21 protein-coding genes and 1 tRNA gene are annotated in these 21,608 nt (G+C 42.0%); 9 read left to right on the top strand and 13 right to left on the bottom strand.

Annotated elements, in window-relative coordinates; translation table 11 throughout:
• Positions 1–19 precede the first annotated feature (19 nt).
• From AC570I_RS17035 to AC570I_RS17020, 4 genes are all read right to left on the bottom strand, one after another.
• Complete coding sequence (locus AC570I_RS17035; RefSeq protein ID WP_047800752.1) at positions 20–1,405, bottom strand: nucleoside permease; 1,386 nt, start codon at positions 1,403–1,405, stop codon at positions 20–22.
• A gap of 163 nt (positions 1,406–1,568) precedes the next feature.
• A complete protein-coding gene (locus AC570I_RS17030) occupies positions 1,569–2,180 on the bottom strand; it encodes a bifunctional nuclease family protein (protein WP_047800464.1) in 612 nt (203 codons plus the stop codon).
• Between the two features lie 51 nt (positions 2,181–2,231).
• Positions 2,232–3,200, bottom strand: coding sequence for an electron transfer flavoprotein subunit alpha/FixB family protein (locus AC570I_RS17025; protein WP_497406431.1), 969 nt, complete (start codon positions 3,198–3,200; stop codon positions 2,232–2,234).
• Positions 3,201–3,275: 75 nt separating this feature from the next.
• Positions 3,276–4,013 (bottom strand): electron transfer flavoprotein subunit beta/FixA family protein, encoded by a 738-nt coding sequence (locus AC570I_RS17020; protein ID WP_497406430.1) that lies wholly within the window; start codon positions 4,011–4,013, stop codon positions 3,276–3,278.
• 127 nt (positions 4,014–4,140) lie between these two features.
• Between AC570I_RS17020 and AC570I_RS17015 the strand changes: the two genes are divergently transcribed.
• Together AC570I_RS17015 and chrA are read left to right on the top strand one after the other, a co-directional pair.
• Positions 4,141–4,476, top strand: coding sequence for a tetratricopeptide repeat protein (locus AC570I_RS17015; RefSeq protein ID WP_047800467.1), 336 nt, complete (start codon positions 4,141–4,143; stop codon positions 4,474–4,476).
• A complete protein-coding gene (gene chrA, locus AC570I_RS17010; protein WP_497406457.1) occupies positions 4,469–5,692 on the top strand; it encodes a chromate efflux transporter in 1,224 nt (407 codons plus the stop codon). The genes AC570I_RS17015 and chrA overlap by 8 nt, the downstream gene beginning before the upstream one ends.
• Before the next feature lie 25 nt (positions 5,693–5,717).
• On the opposite strand, the gene AC570I_RS17005 is transcribed toward chrA, so the two are convergent.
• Genes AC570I_RS17005 through AC570I_RS16995 form a run of 3 tightly spaced genes read right to left on the bottom strand, consistent with a single transcriptional unit; the run spans position 5,718 to position 9,564 of the window.
• On the bottom strand, positions 5,718–7,250 hold the full coding sequence (locus AC570I_RS17005; protein ID WP_497406429.1) for a DUF294 nucleotidyltransferase-like domain-containing protein: 1,533 nt from the start codon (positions 7,248–7,250) through the stop codon (positions 5,718–5,720).
• Positions 7,251–7,253: 3 nt separating this feature from the next.
• Complete coding sequence (locus tag AC570I_RS17000) at positions 7,254–7,928, bottom strand: 3'-5' exonuclease (protein ID WP_497406428.1); 675 nt, start codon at positions 7,926–7,928, stop codon at positions 7,254–7,256.
• Positions 7,929–7,956: 28 nt separating this feature from the next.
• A complete protein-coding gene (locus AC570I_RS16995) occupies positions 7,957–9,564 on the bottom strand; it encodes a glycerol-3-phosphate dehydrogenase/oxidase (protein ID WP_497406427.1) in 1,608 nt (535 codons plus the stop codon).
• Positions 9,565–9,719: 155 nt separating this feature from the next.
• On the opposite strand from AC570I_RS16995, the gene AC570I_RS16990 reads away from it, so the two are divergent.
• The 4 genes from AC570I_RS16990 (at position 9,720) to AC570I_RS16975 (ending at position 14,844) form a co-directional block, all read left to right on the top strand.
• Positions 9,720–10,484, top strand: a complete 765-nt coding sequence (locus AC570I_RS16990) for a DeoR/GlpR family DNA-binding transcription regulator (RefSeq protein WP_047800470.1) — start codon at positions 9,720–9,722, stop codon at positions 10,482–10,484.
• Between the two features lie 42 nt (positions 10,485–10,526).
• The gene (locus tag AC570I_RS16985) at positions 10,527–10,919 is read left to right on the top strand and encodes a response regulator transcription factor (RefSeq protein WP_047800471.1); all 393 of its coding nucleotides are present in this window, start codon (positions 10,527–10,529) and stop codon (positions 10,917–10,919) included.
• 334 nt (positions 10,920–11,253) lie between these two features.
• The gene (locus AC570I_RS16980) at positions 11,254–13,605 is read left to right on the top strand and encodes a carboxypeptidase regulatory-like domain-containing protein (RefSeq protein ID WP_497406426.1); all 2,352 of its coding nucleotides are present in this window, start codon (positions 11,254–11,256) and stop codon (positions 13,603–13,605) included.
• A gap of 18 nt (positions 13,606–13,623) precedes the next feature.
• Entirely contained in the window at positions 13,624–14,844 is a 1,221-nt protein-coding gene (locus AC570I_RS16975) for a DUF4374 domain-containing protein (protein ID WP_497406425.1), read from the top strand.
• A 264-nt stretch (positions 14,845–15,108) separates the two neighbouring features.
• Here AC570I_RS16975 and AC570I_RS16970 read toward each other — a convergent pair.
• The 5 genes from AC570I_RS16970 to AC570I_RS16950 form a co-directional block, all read right to left on the bottom strand.
• A tRNA-Ser gene (locus tag AC570I_RS16970) sits at positions 15,109–15,193 on the bottom strand.
• Between the two features lie 95 nt (positions 15,194–15,288).
• Positions 15,289–16,278 carry a YihY/virulence factor BrkB family protein gene (locus AC570I_RS16965; protein WP_047800474.1) on the bottom strand — a complete coding sequence of 330 codons (990 nt, stop codon included), beginning with the start codon at positions 16,276–16,278 and terminating at the stop codon, positions 15,289–15,291.
• A gap of 8 nt (positions 16,279–16,286) precedes the next feature.
• The gene (locus AC570I_RS16960; RefSeq protein WP_316800328.1) at positions 16,287–16,694 is read right to left on the bottom strand and encodes an acyl-CoA thioesterase; all 408 of its coding nucleotides are present in this window, start codon (positions 16,692–16,694) and stop codon (positions 16,287–16,289) included.
• Positions 16,694–17,725 (bottom strand): endolytic transglycosylase MltG, encoded by a 1,032-nt coding sequence (gene mltG, locus AC570I_RS16955; RefSeq protein ID WP_497406424.1) that lies wholly within the window; start codon positions 17,723–17,725, stop codon positions 16,694–16,696. The genes AC570I_RS16960 and mltG overlap by 1 nt, the downstream gene beginning before the upstream one ends.
• 41 nt (positions 17,726–17,766) lie before the next feature.
• Complete coding sequence (locus tag AC570I_RS16950; protein WP_316800330.1) at positions 17,767–18,537, bottom strand: PASTA domain-containing protein; 771 nt, start codon at positions 18,535–18,537, stop codon at positions 17,767–17,769.
• 213 nt (positions 18,538–18,750) lie between these two features.
• Between AC570I_RS16950 and AC570I_RS16945 the strand changes: the two genes are divergently transcribed.
• The 3 genes from AC570I_RS16945 to AC570I_RS16935 all read left to right on the top strand — a co-directional run bounded on the left by AC570I_RS16945 (position 18,751) and on the right by AC570I_RS16935 (position 20,823).
• A complete protein-coding gene (locus AC570I_RS16945) occupies positions 18,751–19,737 on the top strand; it encodes a D-alanine--D-alanine ligase (RefSeq protein ID WP_497406423.1) in 987 nt (328 codons plus the stop codon).
• Between the two features lie 47 nt (positions 19,738–19,784).
• Positions 19,785–20,333, top strand: coding sequence for a Crp/Fnr family transcriptional regulator (locus tag AC570I_RS16940; protein WP_497406422.1), 549 nt, complete (start codon positions 19,785–19,787; stop codon positions 20,331–20,333).
• Between the two features lie 85 nt (positions 20,334–20,418).
• The gene (locus AC570I_RS16935) at positions 20,419–20,823 is read left to right on the top strand and encodes a DUF983 domain-containing protein (protein WP_316800333.1); all 405 of its coding nucleotides are present in this window, start codon (positions 20,419–20,421) and stop codon (positions 20,821–20,823) included.
• 4 nt (positions 20,824–20,827) lie between these two features.
• Here AC570I_RS16935 and AC570I_RS16930 read toward each other — a convergent pair whose 3' ends face one another.
• Positions 20,828–21,604 (bottom strand): copper homeostasis protein CutC, encoded by a 777-nt coding sequence (locus tag AC570I_RS16930; protein ID WP_497406421.1) that lies wholly within the window; start codon positions 21,602–21,604, stop codon positions 20,828–20,830.
• Between the last annotated feature and the right edge of the window lie 4 nt (positions 21,605–21,608).

Genomic DNA, 21,608 nt, shown 5'->3' with positions numbered 1-21,608 from the left:
TATTTCGAGATAAAAAATTTTAATGGCTAATGGCATCAATGGCTTTTTCTTCGGCGATGGTGTGTTTGTGTTTGAACATCAGCGCAAAAAGAATGGTAATCAATAAAGCATATATGGTGAACGACAGCCAGATATGGTGCCAGTCTTTCATGTGGATGGCTTTATCAAAGGAGCCGTCTGCAAGGATGCTAACGCCCTGACTTTTTACAAAATCAATGAGGTGGCTATTGGTACTTTCAGCACCTACAAATTCTGATGTGGCTTGTATGTTTGAAAATGATCTGGTAAAATATTTATCAATCATCCATCCTGAAACCAGACTACCGAAAACTGCACCGAATCCGTTGGTCATCATCATAAACATGCCCTGGGCTGAAGATCTGGTTTTAGGGGTAGTGGAAGTTTCCACGAACAGCGAACCTGAGATGTTAAAGAAATCGAAGGCCATACCGTAAACTACACAGGATAGGATAATCATCCATAAATTGCCGGCCGGATCGCCATAGGCAAACAAACCAAAGCGGAACACCCAGGCAAGCATGGCGATAATCATCACTTTTTTTATTCCAAAACGCTTTAAAAAGAACGGAATCGCCAGAATGAAGAGGGTTTCTGATACCTGAGATATCGACATGATGATGGTAGAATAGCGTACCACAAAAGAATCTACATATCTTGGAAAGTGTTTAAACTCATCCAGGAATACGTCGCCGTAGGCATTGGTGAGCTGTAATGCACCACCCAGAAACATGGAAAAGATAAAGAACAAAGCCATTTTGTAGTTTGCAAAAAGCTTGAAGGCCTCCAGACCTAAAGTTTGCATCAGTGAAGCTTTCTCGGATATCAGTTTACTTGGTTTGCATTTAGGCAAGCTGAAGCTGTAAATACCCAATAATAATGCGCCCGTACCTGCAATGTAGAACTGATTTGCACTTGCTTTACTACCACTCAGGTTGGTAATCCACATGGCTGCAATGAAACCTACCGTTCCCCATACGCGGATGGGTGGAAAGTCTTTAACCACGTCAAGGTTACCCGATTTCAAAGTGGTGTATGATATTGAATTACTTAATGATATGGTAGGCATGTAAAAGCACATGGCTATCAAGATGGTCCAGAAAAAGGCATTCGGACTTTCCACCTGCGGAAGATAAAAGAGTACAGCTGCGTATAAGATATGAAGGATACCATATAATACTTCTGCATTTACCCATTTATCTGCTATGATTCCTGTTAAGGTAGGCATGAACAAGGATGCAAATCCCATGGTCGCGAATATGGCACCAAACTGTGTACCATCCCATTGTTTTGTTCCGAACCAATAATTTGCAATTGTAATTAACCAGGCGCCCCATACAAAAAACTGCATAAAGCTCATCAGCGTTAAGCGAAACTTAACATTCATCATATCGTGTTGTTTGATTTTTGAAAGTAAAGGTTGAATATAGAACTATTTTAAAAGATATTTAAAAAAAGGCCCAAATTATTTTAAACAATTTGGGCCTGTTCTATTTATGGCTGTATTTTATCGGTTGTTTTCATTAAAAAAGATGAAAATTCACCCGGTTTTATGATTTTCCCCGTTTATTCAGTTCATCTCTAAGCCTTGCAGCTTTTTCATAAGCTTCATCGGCAATAGCTTCCTGTAATTTTTGCTGCAACTCTTCAGTGGTTAAATCCCCAAATCCCTGTTGCGCGGTGGCTGTCATGCTTTCTGCTTCAGGTTCTTTGGCAATAGAGTCCATATTTTCCAGAAAAAGAAAATCATTACCTTCAATTACAATCCCTGCCGAAGCAAGAATAAACTCATAGGTATAAATCATGGCATCGAAGCGCACGGCGAGAGCAATCGCATCAGATGTGCGGGCATCAATTTCATGCGTATTTTTCCCGTCGCTACAAATCAGTTTGGCATAAAAAACACCGTCTACCAGATTATAAATAATGATTTCCTGAATATTGATGTGAAAAGTATCGGCCATCGATTTAAACAAATCGTGAGTTAAGGGCCTGCTTGGGGTCATTTTCTCAATTTCGATGGCAATGGCCTGCGCCTCAAAGGCACCTATAATAATTGGGAGGCGCCTGCGTCCGTTTACTTCACCTAAAACCAGGGCATAAGCGCCGGATTGTGTCTGACTGTAAGATAAACCTACAATATCTAACTTAACTTTTTTCATATATAAACGAAGACCTTACAGGTTTTGAAAACCCATAAGGTCTTATCAGTCTTACCCTTTATGTGCTTTTAAAGCTTCAATTAATTTAGGAACAACTTCAAAAGCATCGCCCACGATGCCATAATCTGCAACCTTAAAGAAAGGTGCTTCAGGATCTTTATTGATAACAACAATCACTTTTGAGGAGCTTACACCCGCTAAATGCTGGATCGCTCCTGAAATTCCGATTGCAATATACAAATTAGGACTGATAGCAATCCCGGTTTGTCCAACGTGTTCTGAGTGAGGTCTCCAATCGGCATCAGAAACCGGCTTAGAACAAGCGGTTGCAGCACCCAATAAGCCTGCAAGCTCTTCAATCATTCCCCAGTTTTCCGGGCCTTTCAATCCTCTCCCTGCCGAAACCACCAGTTCAGCATCAGGTAATGATACCTTATCCGAAGCACGAACGATATCTTTGATCACCGTACCTAAATCGGATTGTTTTACATCAGCAGCAAAATTTTCGATGGCGATGTCTGTGGCATTTTCTTTTACTCCAAATGCATTCGGATTCAATGCGATGACTTTATTGGCAGATGTCAATTCGGTAATGGCAAAAGCTTTTCCAGAATAGGCTGTTTTTTTAATGGCAAACTTTCCGTCAGTGCTTGGAAGCTCAACGGCCCCGTCTGCTAAACCGGCCTGGAGTTTTACCGCAATACGTGGCGCCAAACCTTTACCTGAGAAAGAGTTGGAAAGCACGATGATATCTGCGCCTTCTTTTTCAGCTGCAGCAGCAATTACGCTGGCATAAGCCTGGTTAACAAAGGTTTTCAACTGCTCAGCACTTACATTCAACACTTTCGATGCACCGTATTTACCTAATTCTTTTAATTCGATTTCGGCCACATCGCCAATGGAGATGGCAGTTAAACCAGTTGACTGCTGATCGGCAATTGCTTTGGCATAGGAAATTGCTTCAAAAACAGACTTTTTAAATTTACCTTCAGCTTGCTCTACATATACTAATACTGACATATATTTATTTCTTGATCCTTAAAAAAGGATGGTGTAACGATTGGATAATTAATATTTCCCTTCAGGAAATCCGGATTAGATTACTTTAGCTTCGCTGTGTAATAGTCCGATTAAAGATTCAGCCTGATCTGCAGCGATTAATTTTACAGCACCACGTGGGGCAGGAGTTTCATATTTGGTTACTTTGGTCACGGCATCAATTGCAACCGCCTCTACAACAGTTAAAGGTTTTGTTCTGGCACTCATGATACCACGCATGTTCGGGATTTTAGGTTCAGCAACACCTTCAGCGCAGCTGGCTACAAATTTTCCTGTAACCGTTAACACTTCTTTTCCGCCTTCAATTTCTCTTTCGATGGTTGCTGTGCTTCCGTCATAATCGAGTTTCTTGATGATGGAAACAGAAGGGATGTCTAAAAACTCGCCAACCATAGCGGCAACCTGGTTTCCATTGAAGTCGATGGATTCCCGGCCGGTTAATATCACATCAAAATCTTTATCTGTAGCGTAAGAAGCAATTTGCTTTGCTACAAAATAGGCATCGCGTGGAGCAGCATTTACACGTACCGCATCATCGGCACCAATGGCTAGTGCCTTTCTGATGGTTGGATCGTTAGCTGCCTCGCCAACGTTGATCACCGTTACGGTGCCTTTACCACCTTCAGTTAGTTCAATAGCCTTTGATAATGCAATTTCATCATAAGGATTAACAATATACTGAACTCCGGCAGTATTGAATTCGGTATTATCGTTGGTAAAAGTTATTTTTGTCGTCGTGTCGGGCACGTTACTGATACAAACTAATATTTTCATATGTTAAATTGATTTTTAAGTGATATGAATCTGAACAAGCAATAAAGATGCCTATAAATGTTTCATATTTGTTTTGAATTATATATAAGGTCTGTTGCAAATTTAATTAAAAAAGCAAGGAAATAAAATGTCATCTACACGTTTAGCCAAGTTATTGGAGTTTTTAGAAAGTGATCCTAACGATCCGTTTATATTATATGCCTTAGCCACAGAGTATAACGCTCAGGATGATAAGGAAAAAGCCTATTCTTTTTACCTTAAGTTAACTGATGAGCACCCGGATTATGTAGGCACGTACTATCACCTTGGCAAGTTGCTGGAAAAAGACAATCAGAAAGAGAAGGCGATTGAAGTTTACCAGAAAGGGATGGTGGTAGCCCGGAACAAGCGGGATATGCATGCATTCTCGGAGTTACAAGGCGCTTACAATACCGCAGCAGGCCTGGATTACGAAGATGATTAGTCCGGCAAAACCTATAGCCGCCAAGAGGCAGTGGCTTTTCATCAGAAATGTTATCTTTTTTACGTTTACCTCCTTTGGTGGTGCGCAGGCACATCTGGCACTTCTTTTAAAATACTTTGTGCAGGGTACCAAGTTCATTTCAGAGGAGGAGTTATTAGAATTAAATGCATTGGCTCAGGTACTTCCGGGGCCGGCCTCTACGCAAACTTTAGTTGGTATTGCCTGGAAAGTAGGTAAGCTTAAACTGGCTGTTATCACCTTTCTAATCTGGATTTTGCCTACGGCAGCGGTCATGACTTTTGCCGCCATCAGTTATGCCTTATTGGATCAGAAGCAGAAGTTTAATGATATATTAGAATACATTCAGCCCATTGCGCTGGGAATTGTGGCCTATGGTGCCTGGCAACTGGGCAAAAAAGTACTCACTTCGCAGGTATCTGTATTTCTGGCTGTCGGTGCAGTGGTGGCTACATTTGTATTACGCAACGCTTATGTTTTTCCGCTGGCCATTCTGGTAGGGGGAATTATTTCTTCGGCTATTGAAACACCGAAAGAAGAAACCGAGCTCCGGGTAAAGTTATTCTCCAACATCAACCCGAGAAAAATGATTTACTTTCTGGGTGCGCTGCTGCTGTTTGCGATGGTTGGTGCGGTAATTAACAGAACATCTCCTTTCAGTTTGCCTATACGTTTACTGGAAAACTTTTACCGTAACGGGATCCTGGTGTTTGGTGGCGGGCAGGTATTGGTGCCACTGATGTTTACCGAGTTTGTAGAGATGAAGCACTACCTGAGCTCTTCCGGTTTTTTATCGGGGTTTGCCTTACAGCAAGCACTGCCGGGCCCTACGTTTTCTTTCACCAGTTATCTGGGTGCCCTGAGCATGAGAAATTTTGGCTATGGCATGACCGGACAAATACTGGGCGGTTTAATTGGGGTGATCGGGATTAACCTGCCGGGATTAATCCTGGTGCTGTTTATTGTTCCGTTCTGGGATGATTTAAAAAAGATATCCAGAATCCGTCATAGTTTATCTGGTATCAATGCCGTAAGTGTAGGCTTTATCATTGCGGCATTTATCCTTTTATTAATCCCCATGAGCCTTAACTGGCTTTTTATGGGCATTATGGTGGCTACTTTTCTGCTGTTGAATTTCACTAAAATCAGTCCGCCGGTTATTGTGCTGATCGGGATTTTGATCGGGTATTTGTTTTAAGCTTTTCGAAGCATAACCAAATCCATTAGCCCAGGCTGTTGGTGAACCTCATTTTAATCCCGCTTTGGAAATTCTGAATGGTTTTAAAAATTTCGATCAGGGTAACCTTATCAATTTTAGTGAGGCTGTTGATTTCGATGAAATTATTGGGGGCGGCACGTGCATCAATAATTTGTCGCGACTGATTTTTCAAACGCAAGCCCATCAGGTAGTAGTAAGACTGCATCAGCTCGTTGAATTGTGTATCATTAAATACGCCCATGTCTTTCAATGCCCTCAGGCGTTCGCCGGTATTTTCTTTCTGAAAGATCCGATTTTGCAGCGCATACACGCGCACCAGATCCACAATCGGCGTCATGGCTGTTTTGATATCAAAAACCTCTTTACTTGCTATTTTCTGTGTTCTGATGTTTCTAAAATAGGTGAGGGGTGGCTCATACAGCAAAGCATTTTTGGCCAGGTATACATAGAATTTCTCTATCGGTTTTTTAAGCTCATCATCAACGAACAGCCGCAGCTCCTGCATAATACTATAGTCGCCATAAATGGCCCGGCAATCAAAGAAAGCGGCAAACTTCACGGCAGCTTCGGGTAAGGCCTCTTCAATCCAGTTTTTGTAATTGTATTTCCAGTGCGACAGGGAGTGGGTCCAGTTGGGGTTGGTGGCCATATAATCTCCATCGCAGTATACGAAACCAACGTAGTTTAACTTATCAGAAACCTGCGTGGCAAAATCAAGAAAATAGGTCCGTACCATTGCCCTGTTCTCTTCAGGTGTGTCCTCATAAATAATGGCGTTATCCTGATCGGTTTTAAGCGTAAGTTCTTTTCGTCCTTCGCTACCCAATACCATAAAAACAAATTTAGCTGGTGGAGGACCGAGTTTAGCAATCACATCCTCAATGATTTTATTGGAAATGGCATCAGCAATGGTTGTTACCACCTCGTTTACAATTTCGGCATGTACGCCACGGGCGAGCAGCTGGGCAACGATGCCGGGCACTTTGCGCCATTTGGACCTTAAATCGGTGGTATTGGCTGCTGATTTCACCGACTGGATGAAGACCAGAGGAGATTGGGCCTGTTCACTTAATAACCTGTTTTTACTGAGAAAACCTACATATTCATGTCCGTTTTTAACGAGCAGGTAGCGCGATTTGGTATTAAACATGAGCAGGAGTGCTTCATACACATATACATCACTGGCTATGCTCACAATATTTTCGTCCATTATGTTACTGATGGGCGATTGCGAATCCAGTTGGGTGGCAATTACCCGATCGCGAAGCGTAATATCGGTCACGAAGCCTAAATATTCGTGATTGTGATTTCTGATGAAAAGACAGCTGGTTTTATTGGCGGCCATCTGTTGTGCCGCCAGATATATTGGGGTTTCAGGCAGGCAACTGATGATCTTTTTATAGGCGAGATCGTTGATCCTGGTATTATAAAGCTGATCAGCAAGTAAATAATTACTGGATACGGCAGTTTGATCGCTCACGGCTGCTACCAGTGAGGCGGCGACGTCTTCCTGTGATTTGCTGAAGTTTTCATCCATAGATTAAAATGAAAATAACCGGCTGATAAAACTTTTAGCAGTTTCCGGTTTTGAGCCTTTATGGTTAATGGTAAAATTATTATTCTGTTTAGTAATGCTTTCCGCTGTCACTTTACCCATTCTTTTAAGCTCGAAAAAAATACGCGAGGTATTAAATGCATCGGCAAGGGCCTGATGAAAAGCTTCAGGCTCTTCATTAAATAAGGCCTCGTAAAACTCATTAAGCTTTAAAAGCTCTTTTGAGGGGTTTGTTACAAAGGGTGCACTCGCTTTCATGGTACAAAACAACGGTAAATGGTTCAATTCAGTCGGTTTCCCGATGCGCTGATGCTCGGCGTTGACCATGTGGTAATCGAACTCCATAAAATGGCCGACAACCAATGGCTGATAACTGATCAGGTCCTGATTTAAAGCTTCGAGTGCCACCTCACGCGAACCACCATTGATCATCAGAAATGCTTCTGTAATATGGTGTATTTTCTGTGATGACTTTTCAATTTTAAAATCGCTACACTTGATAAAATAATTAGCGCGCTTAACCTCCCGGTATTCCTGATCAAAAATCACCCAGGCTAACTGTATAATATAGGGCCAATTCTTTTCCTTATCGTAGGGAGCCGACCAGTTTTTTGGCAAACCGGAAGTTTCAGTATCGATAAATAAGAAAAAATCTTGCACTATATTTGGATTAGCTGTTGAGATCAGATTAACATTGATCACCTGATTCCAAAGATAGCGATTTTGCTGAGAATTGGAAGTCGCCGAGATAGCCATTGGCCACCTCGTGGAATTGCTGCACCTGAGCTTGTTCCCAGGCCTGGTCGAACTGAAAAACGGTAGCCATAAGTTTAGCGACGGTGGGAGCCATCTCTTTTGCAGCTTTCGCATCTACAAATAGTACTCTTAGCCTGCGCGCTAGTATGTCCTCCACCGTTTCAGCCATTTCATGTTGCGCGATCCATACCACCTCTGCCTGCACGTGGGGGAAACCGGGATGAAGATTCTGATTTAGTGCAGGATTCTCCATGATCAGTTGCTCTATCTTTAGCCGGTCGGTACCATAGATATTCAGATAGTGACAGTCAGTCGCTTCCGTTGAACCGTGAATGGTGAGGTTGTGGGTGACACAAGTCCTGGATTGCAGCTCTGCGCGGCTGACGGCCAGTTCTACGGTTTCCTCTGCCATTTTTCTATAGGTAGTCCATTTACCTCCAGTGATGGTGATCAGGTTTTGGGGCGATACAACCAGCTTATGGTCTCTGCTGATTTCCTTTGTGCTTTTCTTTGCGGAGTTGGTAGTTGCCGCCAATGGCCGGAGTCCGGAAAATACGCTGAGTATATCTTCAGCCAATGGCTTTTGTGTAAGGTATAATCCTGCGGTTTTTAAAATAAAATCAATCTCTTCCTGAAGTGCCCGGGGCTCCAGAAGATGTTCCCTTAAAGGGGTATCGGTAGTGCCCACCAAAACATGACCATGCCAGGGAACAGCAAATAAAACCCTGCCATCAGAGGTTTTGGGAATCATGAGCGCTGCCTCAGTGTTCAGGAAGTGCTTGTGCAGTACAATATGTACTCCCTGACTGGGGCGAACCATTGGCCGGGCCTGCGCACTACTCATTTTGATGATATCATCCACAAACACACCCGTGGCATTGATCACAACCCTGGCGCTGAAGATTGATTTACTACCTGTAATCACATCCTCCGTTACCACACCATTGATGTTTCCGCTACTGGCTGTGGTTAATCCGGTAACTTTGGTATATGTAAGCAATGTCGCATCGTATCGCACGGCCGTTTGCGCCAGATTAACGGCCAGGCGGGCATCGTCAAATTTCCCGTCATAGTATCTGATACATCCCTTTAAGCCCTTTTCTTTTATACCAGGCATTTTGGCTATACTCTTTTTTCGGGAAAAGTATTTCGACTTTCCAAAACTGTATTTCCCTGCGAGCCAGTCGTATAATGTGAGTCCGGCAAGGTATTTAATTACCGAAAACCAGCTGTAACAAGGGATCAGAAACTCTTCTTTACTGACAAGGTGCCGGGCATTGTGACACAGAAGGCCACGTTCTTTTAAGGCATGTTTTACGAGATCGACATCACCCTGTGCCAGGTAGCGCACCCCTCCATGAACCAGTTTGGTACTTCTGCTGGAGGTGCCTTTGGCAAAATCAGATTGCTCGACCAGAAGGGTATTAAATCCTCTGGAGGCCGCATCTAAAGCAGTTCCTAATCCGGTTGCACCACCGCCAATGATGATGATATCGAAAACTGTACCGGGTGGAATATGTGATTGATGGAACCTCTTCATTAACAAAATGCAACAAAACGAAACAATGGGTAATTATATAAAATAAAAATCACAAGCATACAAGGCACAGGATTAAAAAATCATTAAATAATGATGTAAAATATTTGTGAGAATGTTTTTATTGCTATTTTGCACCAAGTTAATTATATATATCTATGATGAATTTGGCTGAAAGGCACCAGTTTATTTTGAGTCGTTTACAACGTGACCAGTACATTAATGTTGTTGATTTGTGTAAGGAGTTGAAAGTTTCGTCGGTTACAATAAGAAAGGATTTAAAACTTCTGGAGGATAAGAGCTTACTTTTTAGAACACACGGGGGCGCCACCGTTAACAATCCGTACACTGTTGACCGCCCGGTAAATGAGAAAGAGAAGATACAATCATCTGAAAAAAACAAGATAGGAGCGGCGGCGGCGGCGCTGTTAAACGATAATGATTCCATTGCCATTGCATCAGGTACAACAGTCCTTTATTTTGCAAAAAACATTACACCAACAGCAAATTTAACTGTTGTTACTTCGGCATTGAACGTAGCGCTTGAACTGCAAAGGGAACCAAATGTTGAAGTTATTCAACTGGGCGGGATTTTACGTAAAAGTTCATCGTCAGTTTTAGGTCCTTATGCAGACATGATCCTGCAGGATTTTTATTTTAACAAACTGTTTTTAGGTGTGGATGGAATAGACCTGGATTTTGGTTTAACCACTACCAATGCCATGGAGGCCCATTTGAACAGGAAGATGATCAGTGTGTCGCAGAAGACGATTGTACTGGCTGATTCTACTAAATTCGGTAAAAGGGGATTTGGAAAGATCTGCGGACTGGAAGAAATAGATCACATTATCACAGATAAAGGAATTTCTGAACAAATTGTAAAACATTTAGAGGGTTTAGGTGTTACTGTTACTATCGTATAGAAACCAACCCTATTCGAATTAACCCAAACGTATAATTGAGAAATGGAAAAAAAGAGAATACACATCCTTGAAGATGATCAGGAAATTAGAAATGTAATTCAGATTTTATTAGAGGAAGAAGGCTTTGAACTTCAGCTTTCATCATCATTTGCAGAATTGAAACAAAACATTCAGGATGCCATGCCTGATCTTTTCTTATTGGATGTGATGTTACCAGATGGTAACGGCGCAGAGATTTGCGAGGATTTAAAAACAGATATATTTACTAAACACATTCCGATTATTGTGATGTCGGCACAGAATAACAGTGAGCAGAAGGCAATAGATGCGTTCGCTGACGATTATATCAGTAAACCATTCGACATTTACGATGTATTGGACCGCATCAATGCACAGATTAAAAAGAGCGAATCGAAAAGCGCTACGAAAGCATAAAGAGATTTAACACCACCTATATTGAAAAAGGGTTGGCCATTGAAATGGCTAACCCTTTTTCTTTTTCTCAGGATTTCTCCTCATCCATTCGCTAGAATGGCAGCTTGTATTGATGATCATTTGCACCATATTGTAACATTTTTGGGTGATTTAAGCAGCGGATGCCCTTAACACATTCGTTTTCAAGAGCTTTAAGTTGATTGGACATTTAATCTTTCTTATTTGGATCAAGTCTAAATAACCCCTATATTTGCGACATAAAAAAAATGCCACACGGTTTCGGACCCGTGTGGCTAACCGGAAACCGGCTCACCTTTAATCTCTGTTAAAAGTCATGCAAATTAAGAAAATTTTGCTAACGGGTATACTATGTGCCTACGTAATTTTCAGCTACGCCCAAAATTTAACCGCCACTGTTTCAGGAGTTGTTAAAGGGGATAATGGCGACCCCATTCCAGGGGCCACCATCAAAATTCAAAAATTAAACTATGGAACAATCTCGGATGCTAACGGCGTTTTCCGTATCACGAACATTGCACCCGGTGCTTACAGCATTCACATCAGCGCAATAGGCTTCAAAATACAAAAGAGGGACATCAGACTGAATGCGGGACAGGACTTCAAACTGAACGTGACTATTGCTGAAGATGCAGCTCAAATGGAAACAGTAAACGTACTGGGCCGCACGAAAGCGCAGGAGGTAAACCGCCAGGCATTTAATGTTACGGCTATCGATGCGACAAAACTTTACAACACCACGCTGGATATTTCGGGTGCGCTGGATAAGGTTGCCGGTGTACGTGTACGCGAAACCGGTGGAGTAGGATCGAGCTTCAATGTTTCGTTGAATGGCTTCTCCGGAAATCATATCCGCTATTTTATTGACGGGATCCCGATGGATAATTTCGGATCTTCTTTCCAGATCAATAATATTCCAATTAATGTGGCAGAAAGGGTAGAGGTATACAAAGGCGTAGTGCCGATGTGGCTGGGCTCAGATGCGTTGGGCGGTGCGGTAAACATTGTAACCGGGAACACTAAAAGGAATTATATCGATGCATCGTATTCGTATGGAAGCTTCAACACCCACCGTTCGGTGGTTAATGCTGCTGCAACTACAAAATCGGGGGTTACTTTTCAACTGAGTGCGTTTCAGAATTATTCGGATAATGATTATAAGACAGATTTACCGCAGCGCTTGCTTGCAAACGTTCAGGGAACTACGGCAACTTCTTTAAGGAGGTTCAATGATACCTACCATAACGAAACGCTGATTGCAAATGTTGGCCTGGTAGGTAAAAAGTTTGCTGATAATCTTCTGCTGGGCATTACGCTGGGACAAAACTACAAGGAGATACAAACAGGGGCAAGGCCTGATGCTGTTTTCGGCCAGCTGCACAGGCGCGGAACGATAATTATGCCATCATTAAAATACAAAAAATCCAATTTGGTTAAGGGTTTAGATGTAACGCTAAATGCCAACTATAATCTGGGTTTCGAAAAAACGATTGATACGGCCTATGCGAAATATGACTGGGATGGTATACGTGATCCAAAGGCCACCATGGGGGAGCGCGAAGGTGGTCAGCTTTCCAAGTTTACCAATAACAATGGTCTGGCTACAGCAATGGTCAGCTATCAGATTGCGCCTCATCATTCTGTAGCTGTAAACAATGTATTTTCCACTTTTAACCGCAAAACGGACAATATTCTCTATCCGGCTAACAACGCTTTAGATCCGGCTAAAAAAGTGAACAAAAATGTACTGGGTTTCGGTTATAGCTATGCTGTAGATAACAAATGGAGCAGCAGTGTTTTCGGGAAATATATCTATCAGAATAATGTGATTGGCAGTAGAGGCATCTCGTCTTCGACCGAGAAGTTGGGTTACGGACTTGCTTTAGCTTACTTCTTCAACCGGAATGTACAGCTCAGAACTTCTTACGAACTCACGAACAGAATGCCTGAGGCAACCGAAATTTTTGGTGACCTTGAAAATCAGGAAGCTAATCCTGCATTAAAGCCTGAGAGAAGTGATAATCTGAATGTAGGTTTAATTTATAATTTTCAGGTTAACGAAATCAACCGCTTTTCGGTAACTGCTAATGGTGTTTACCGTTATTCTGCCGATTTTATTTATAACAGGCTTAACAATAACCAGACTAAAACGATTGCAGATAACAGGGAAGGCGTTCGTACCCTTGGAGCAGATGCAGAAATACGATACTCTTATAAGAACTGGTTATCTGCAGGAACAACCATTACCTATCAGTATTTGCAGAACTTACAGCAATACGAGCCGGGTTACAATGGCGAAAGTCCAGTTTACCTTGACCAGATGCCAAATATCCCATATCTCTTTGGTAATACCGATGTAAGTACCACCTTGACCGATTTCGGCAAAAAAGGCAACAACTTAACGATAGGCTATAATTTACTATACGTCCATGCATTCTGGCTATACTGGCCAAGTCTGGGAAGCAAAGAGGCGAGCGCAGATAAAAAAGTGATTCCTATGCAATTGGCTCATGATCTAAATTTCGTGTACAGCATGAAAAACGGCCGCTACAACATATCATTTGAAGCGAGAAATATTACCGACAAACCGCTGTTCGACAATTTCAGCTTGCAAAAACCTGGTCGTGGTTTTTACCTCAACCTTCGGTACTTCATTAATAAATCTTAATCATTTAAAAAAACCAATATGAAATCAACAATTACAAAAGCGCTGGTAGCGCTGGCATTTACGGCTGCATTTAGTGCGTGTAAAAAAAGCAATGATGACGTTCCTGAAAATCCGGGCAACTATGTACTTGCAGTTACTCCTGTAGCTTCGACAGGCGTTGCCGACTATCTGGTAACGGCAAGCAACCTTGAATCGGGATCAGTTTCTATTATCGGTAATGGTGTAGAACAAGATGGTACATACCGCTACTATGTAACTCTGGGCAATAAGTTTTTCAGTATGTTATACGGTCAGGGAAATCCTGGTGCTGTAACCGTTTACGGGGTTCAAAGTGGTAAACTGACCAAACTAAATGATTTTACAGCTGCCACTGTTCAGGCCTTTGCGCCTGTAAACAATGATATCCTGATGGTTAAGGTTCCCAGAACTTATGCTGCTACAGGGGCAACTCTGGCTAACTGGTATATTGTGAGTTCGGAAACGAACAAACAAACCGCTGAGGGTACTTTAGATGCTGTTGTACCATCTGGTAATGGCGAAATTGCTCACTTTAGCTGGTTGACTCAGGTTGGCACGAAGGTGTTTGCGCCATTCTTCTCCATCACCGGCCGTACTTTTGAAACCGAGTACCCGGATTATGCAGGTATTGCAGTTTATTCATATCCTTCAATGACCTACGAAAAAACCATTAAGGACACCCGAACAAGTTTTATTGGCAGGTACTTTACTGATGGCTTAGGCGTAGTTGAAAATGGCGATACATATGCGTTTTCATCATCTGTGGCTGTTAAGGGTGGTGTATATACTTCTACGAAACCATCTGCAATTACCAGGATTAAATCTGGAACTACTGAGTTTGATCAAACTTACTACATGGATTTTGAAGCCGCTTCAAACGGTTATGTAATTACCAACTGGTTATATGTTGGTGCGAATAAATTTATAGCCAATGTTGAACCAAAGGCGACTAAAGGTGCTTATACCACAGGTAAAAGACTTGCAGTTGTGGACGTATCTGCTAAAACAGTAAACCTGGTAAGCGGCTTTCCTGATGCAGCAAGCGTTGCCAGCATTACAACTACTAATTATTCGCCAAAAGATGGAACAACAGGATACGTTGGGGTAAACTTAACTGATGGTACTACCTGGGTTTACAAGATAAATGCGTCAACACGCACAGCAACGAGAGGATTAAAAGTTGAAGGTGGATTAATCACAGCGATCCAGCATGTAAATTAATTATCCTGGGGGACCACTACTTTGTAAGGTCTGTAGTTAGTTTGTACAGGAATTAAGAAAAGGATGTTCATTGATGATGGGCATCCTTTTTTTGTGGGAGGGATGCTGTCCTCTTGAGTTCGTTGGCCAGTTGACTCGAGGTTATCCCGGAACTAACCGCAGGTTGGTGTAGATTGGACGTAGAGAAAAGGTGGAGTTGAGGTAGACATTAGGTGGATTGAAAAAAACGAAAGCCCGACTATCGTCGGGCTTTCGTTTTTTGTGCGGAAAGCGAGGGATTCGAACCCCCGGACCTGTTACAGTCAACAGTTTTCAAGACTGCCGCATTCGACCACTCTGCCAGCTTTCCGGAGGCAAAAGTACGAACTCTGGTTAAATCTGCAAACTGCGGAGGTCTTTTTTTTATATTAAATTGATAATTACTTAACAATGAGGAGGAAAAAATTATTTCTTATGCAAATCATCCTCGATAGGAGCTGATTTTTTGAATAAATTGAAGGTGGGCCGGATAATCTTCACGCTTCTTTTACTCACATCAACACTCGCATTCAGCTCAAAACCAATCAGCAGAATGAGGGAGTTGAGGTACAACCAGATCATAATCACGATTAAAGTACCTATGGATCCGTAAACTTTATTGTATGAAGCAAAGTGATTAATATAAAAAGAAAAGCCCCAGATGGTCACAAATGCCAGGAGGGTAGCTAACCAGGCACCGGCACTAAATAACTTCCATTTTTTGGTATGTGATGGCCCATAACGGTATAAAATGGAGATGGTGGTGAAATACAACACGGCCAGAATTGCCCAACGCGAAAACTGAATGATGTAAACCAGTAAGCCTGCTTTGATGTGTAACTCATCCTTAATACTCGTTAACAGTACCTCACCAATAGCCATGGCGCTGATGCACACGATAATAGAGAAGCAGATAACACAAGTAAGAATAAAGGCAATGAGGCGCTGCCTGAGCCAGCTCCGCGTTTCGATGATCAGGGACGACTTGTTGAAAGCTTTCATCAGGTTTTTAACGCCATTGGTAGCAAAAAATATAGCTGATAAAAATCCGAAAGATAGTAATCCTGTATTCTGGTTTTTAACAATATCTTTTAGTGTTGTTTCAAAGGCTTCGTAGGCATTGCGGGGCAACACCAGCTGAATTAAGTTCAGCAGCTGATCCTGGAATCCATTGATCGGGATAAATGGGATGAGTGTAAAGAGGAAGATAATCCCTGGAAAAATGGCCAGCATAAAGCTGTACGCCAGTGAAGAGGATTTATTTACCAGGGTGTCTTTTCCTATTTCCCGAAAAAAGAAAGTGGCAACTGTATACAGTGGAAGCGGGCTAAATCCGGGTAATATGCATCCTTTAGTCCATTCGATAAACCTCGAATAGAACTTAAGATGTAATAATTGCCGGTGTAACCATTCCATTGAATTAACTAAAAGTATTGACTAACATGCTCCATAAAACTTTTTGGCGGATGGCAAGGTCTTCTTGTTACCTTGTCTACGAAAACCAGTGTGGTTGAAGCGATATTAATCAACTCGTTTGACTCATTATATATCTCGTAATCGACCTTTAGCCGTACGGTCGGCAAACCTTTTACAATCGATTTTACTGTTAACACCTGATTATATAAAGCAGGCTTCAAAAACTTCGAGGTCATTTCGAGAATAGGGAGCATAACCCCTTCAGCTTCCATTGATTCGTAGGACATGCCTGAACAGGCTTCAAAGCATTCCGTTCGGGCAATTTCATAATATTGAGCGTAGTTACCGTGGTGTACTACACCCATTTGATCGGTTTCAGCATAGCGAACCCTCACTTTAGTTTCGTAAGTAAACATTATCTGAAGATATTTCTTTTATTTAAAGCTTCGCGATATTTCCTGGCGTTAATTTCATGTTGTGCTTTGGTTTCGGCAAAATTGTGGTATCCTGAAAAATCTTCTTTGGCACACATGTAAATATAATTGTTCTGATCACGGTTTAATACGGCATCGATGGCTTTGATGCTTGGCATCATGATCGGGCCCGGAGGCAAACCTGCATATTTGTAAGTATTGTAAAGCGATTGCACCTGAAGCAACTTACCGGTTACCCTTTTTACGGTGAAATCGTTATTGGCAAAAATTACAGTAGGATCTGCCTGCAATAAAATACCTTTGTTTAACCTGTTCAGATATAAACCGGCAATGATGGGCATTTCTTTATCGTAAAGTGCTTCGGAATCTACTATGGATGCAAGGGTGTAGACCTGCGCCGGTGTCAGATTTAAACTGGCTGCCTTCTGTTTGCGCTCAGCATTCCAGAAGGAATCATATTCCTTGTGCATACGTTCAAAGAATTCAACAGGCGAGATATTCCAGTACATTTCATAGGTGTTTGGAATAAACATCGCATAGATATTATCCTGATTGAAGCCATATTTACTAATGAGTGCAGTGGAGTCCAGCACCTGAATAAAGCTGAGGGAATCGGCTTCAAGATTGCTGGCCAGATAGGCTGCAAAGTTTTCTTTTTTACGGATATTTTGAAACTTCAGCTTAACGGGATCCTGGTTGCCTGCTTTAATCATATTGATCAGCGTTCTGTTCGTCATGCCATGTGTTAAGCGGTAGCGGCCCGGCTTTACATTATTTGCCAGGTTCATTTTTCCGGCCGCAGCGGTGAAGGCTGAGATACTTTTTACGATGTCTTTTTGTTTCAGGTTAGCCACCAGCTGATCGTAACTACTCCCGGTTTTAATATATAAATATTTCTGGTTCTCAGTAATGTTAGGGGCAAAGTACAGGCGGTACAGGTTTAACGCAAAATAACCCGCCACCAGTACAATGATCAGGGCGATGGTTATCGAAACTTTTTTTCCAGTACTCATGGTCTTTTTTTCTGTATCAGTCATTTCTCTTTAACGGAAAGTTATGGTTGTTTATTAGATAAGGTAATATTAATTTTTGTTCCGATGGCTACCTTGGTTAAGGAATCGGCAGGCATAGGATCTTGCCTGGTGATTACTGCATTTGCGCTGTCGGTGATGGCGCCTTCGTAGATGATATTGCCCAAAGTTAAATTGGAACCTTTCAAGCTGAATTTAGCTTCATCTACGGTTAAGCCCACCAGCTGTGGTACATCTACTTCTTCGTTACCTCTGCCATCACCCAGTACCAGATTAATTCTTGATCCTACGGGGATGATGTCTCCGGGTTGGATGGGTGCGCCGCCAAAAGAGGCTTCCAATACTACATCTCTGCTTACGTCGGGTTTGTAGGTGGTATCACCCAGTTTTAACCGGGAACTTTCAATAATGGCCTGTGCTTCCCTCAATGTTTTAAATGCAATATCAGGGAATTTGGTATTTGGTATTTTACCCGCATTGATGGTCAGGTAAATGGTTCTGTTATCTTTAACAAAAGTATTAGGATCGGGATCCTGATCAATCACAATGCCTGCAGGCTGGTCCATGATGAAAACAGAATCAACTTCATATTTTAAACCCGCCTCTTCCAGTTTCTGAACAGCCTGTTCAAAAGACAAACCTTTTACTGTTGGTACGTTTAGTCCCTGACCGTGTTTAGTGTAATATCTCAGACTGAAAAATGCAATCAGCAAAAGGCCAATCACGGTTAATACTGCGGCTAATAGATTGCTTCTGAAAGACTTGGTTTTTAAATAATCTATAAATTTAGACATGAATGGTAAATGCTGGGGTTTATTCGTATAAAATCAAATGTACTTATTTAATTTTTCAATAGTCATCAATGAATGGTTTGCGATTCAATAACCGCAAATACGATACCATCAATTTCTATTTCTGTTGCTCAAAATTAAATAAAGCACAAAGATATTTATATTTTTGAGGATATATTTACTTATCAATTTCTATTTATATAAAGGATTTTCATCATGAAAAAGACTATTGCATTGTTAACAGGCGGCACTACAGGCGAATGGGTAGTTTCGGTAAAAAGTGCGGCTACGATTGCGCAAAATATCGACTCCGACTTGTACGATGTTTATAAGATTATGCTCAATGATAAGGGCTGGTTTTACGAGCCTGCAGATTCGGTGAAGATAGCAGTTGATAAGAACGATTTTTCGATTACACTGGAAGGTCGCAAAATAAAGTTTGAAGGCGTTTTCATTGCCATCCACGGTGCTCCGGGTGAAGATGGTAAACTTCAGGGCTACTTTGATATGCTCAATATCCCTTATACTACCTGCGATGCGCTTACCTCGTCCATCACGATGAATAAAGGTTATACAAAAGCCATTGTGGATGGTATTCCAAATTTAAACGTTGCCAGATCGGTACAGATTTTTAAGGGGGGAGATTATAGTGTTAGCCAAATCAAAGCAGATTTAAAGCTACCTTATTTCGTAAAACCAAATAGTGGCGGCAGCAGTATCGGGATGACCAAAGTTAAACATGCCGACGACCTGGATGAAGCGATTGAAAAAGCATTTAAAGAAGATAATCAGATCTTAATAGAAGAATTTGTGAGCGGAAGGGAGTTTTCCATTGGTGTATTTAAGGCCAACGGAGAGATTACCGTTTTGCCAACCACCGAAGTAATTCCTTCGAATGAATTTTTCGATTTTGAGGCCAAATATACCCCGGGGGCAACTAAGGAAATTACACCCGGCGATATGAACGATGAGGAATACGCCAGGGTGCACCAGATTATTAAAGATATTTATGTTAAATTGAACTGCAGGGGTGTTGTCCGTGTAGACTATTTTCTGGAAGAAGGTACAGGTAAATTTTATTTTATCGAGATTAATACCATCCCTGGCCAAACGGCAACCAGTTTTATTCCGCAGCAGGTGGCTGCAATGGGCATTAGCCTGAAACAGTTTTATACGAACTTAATGAAAGAAACCTTAGGTTAAGGGTACACGCATTTATGGGTATTCAGCACATCATTAATAAAGGCTTTATGCCTAAGGAATATCCAAAGGATGCGGTAATTTACGAGCCGGGCGCGCTTCCACGTTATGTGTATTTCATTAAGTCGGGTGAAGTGCGGATGGTTACGGTTAGTGAAGATGGCAAGGAGTTTATTCAGGGCATTTTTAAAACTGGCCAATACTTCGGTGAGCCTGCGCTGATTTTAAACCGCCGTTACCTGGCTTACACCATCGCAAGTAAAGATTCGGAGATTGTTCGTGTGGACAGGGAACAGTTTTTCGGCCTGATTGGAAATGAACCTAATTTCAGTCTGGAGCTGATCCACACGTTAAGCAACAGGTTGTTTTATAAATCGATGATGCTGGAGGAGCTTGCCAGTGAAAAAGCTGAACACCGGCTGCTCACCATGATCAATTATCTATTGGCGGATATGAAACCGGGTGACCACCTGAAGGTTACGCGACAGGATCTGGCTGATATGACCGGACTGAGGGTTGAAACCGTAATCAGGGGCGTAAAATTGCTTGCAGAAAAAGGGAAGATCCAAACCATTAAAGGGAAAATAGTAAAACCTTAGTCTTTAAAATATTGTTCAAAACATGATATAGGTCATAATGCAGGGCGTTTTAAAAACCTACATTTGTACTATAAATAAATACATCATGGCAGAGCTATCTAAATTTCAGGCTTTTATTCAGTGCAAATGTCCACGTTGCCGTAAAGGAGAAATTTTTTCCGGGAACGCGTATTCTTTCAGACTTCAGAAAACGAATGTAAACTGTCCGCACTGCAATCTTAAATTTGAGCGGGAGCCCGGCTTTTTTTATGTTGCCATGTTTGTGAGTTACGCGATGAACGTGGCCGAAATCATTACTATAGGAGTGGCATCGTATGTACTGGGACTGGATTTGGTTTATGAAAATCTGTGGTACTATGTGGGCTTGATTTTATTCGGTGTGCTGTTATGTTCGCCTTTTAATTACCGGTACTCGAGAGTGATTTTACTTCACTACCTTACCCCGGGACTTCATTTCATACCGGGAAGCGGAGATCAGGCAAAAGCCTGATTGCTCAGGAATTCGAAAATGATTGAATTACGTTAACCAGGGCTTCGACTTTTTCGGGCGATGTTAGCTCATACTGGTATTCATCATCGATGGTTCCCATTTTTGCCGACTCATTTCTGAAAACCATTTTACTGCCCACGAAAGTTTTGGCTGAAGCATGAAACTGAGTTGCACCCGTTCGCTGAATTAGTTCAGTGATATTATTTTCATTGATTCCGGCACCGGGCATAATGCTAATTCTACCATGTGCTTGTGCAACCAACCTGGCTAAGGTTTCTGCGCCCTTGGATGCAGTGGTTTCTCCACCGGAGCTTAACACCCTTACAATCCCCAGTTCAATCAGATCTTCAAGCGCCTTTTCCATGTTGTTGGTCATGTCAAACGCCCGGTGAAAAGCAACGGGGAGGGGCCTGGCCAGTTCTATTAATTCGGCAGTACGTACTTTATCAATGCTACCATCCGCATTCAATAAACCAGTGACTATTCCATCACAATTTAATGCCTTACAGTTTTTTACATCCTCTTTCATCAAGTTAAACTCAATATCAGAGTATAAAAAATCTCCTCCTCTGGGACGAATAATCGGCCAGATTTCGATATCAAGATTTCTCTTGGCCAGGGCAAGCTGACCATAACTCGGGGTGGTACCGCCTTCAGCGAGATTATCGCAAAACTCCACACGGATAGCTCCGCCTTGCTGTGCAGCCAGCGCTGATTCATAGCCGTTTGCACAAACTTCCAGTGCCCAGACTCCCTTTGAATTTGATTGAAACTGATTCATTTGA

The organism is Pedobacter sp. A2324 (genome assembly GCF_059693705.1).
The sequence above is the reverse complement of the archived record's forward strand: the minus strand, read 5'-3'. Positions and strand labels throughout refer to the sequence as shown.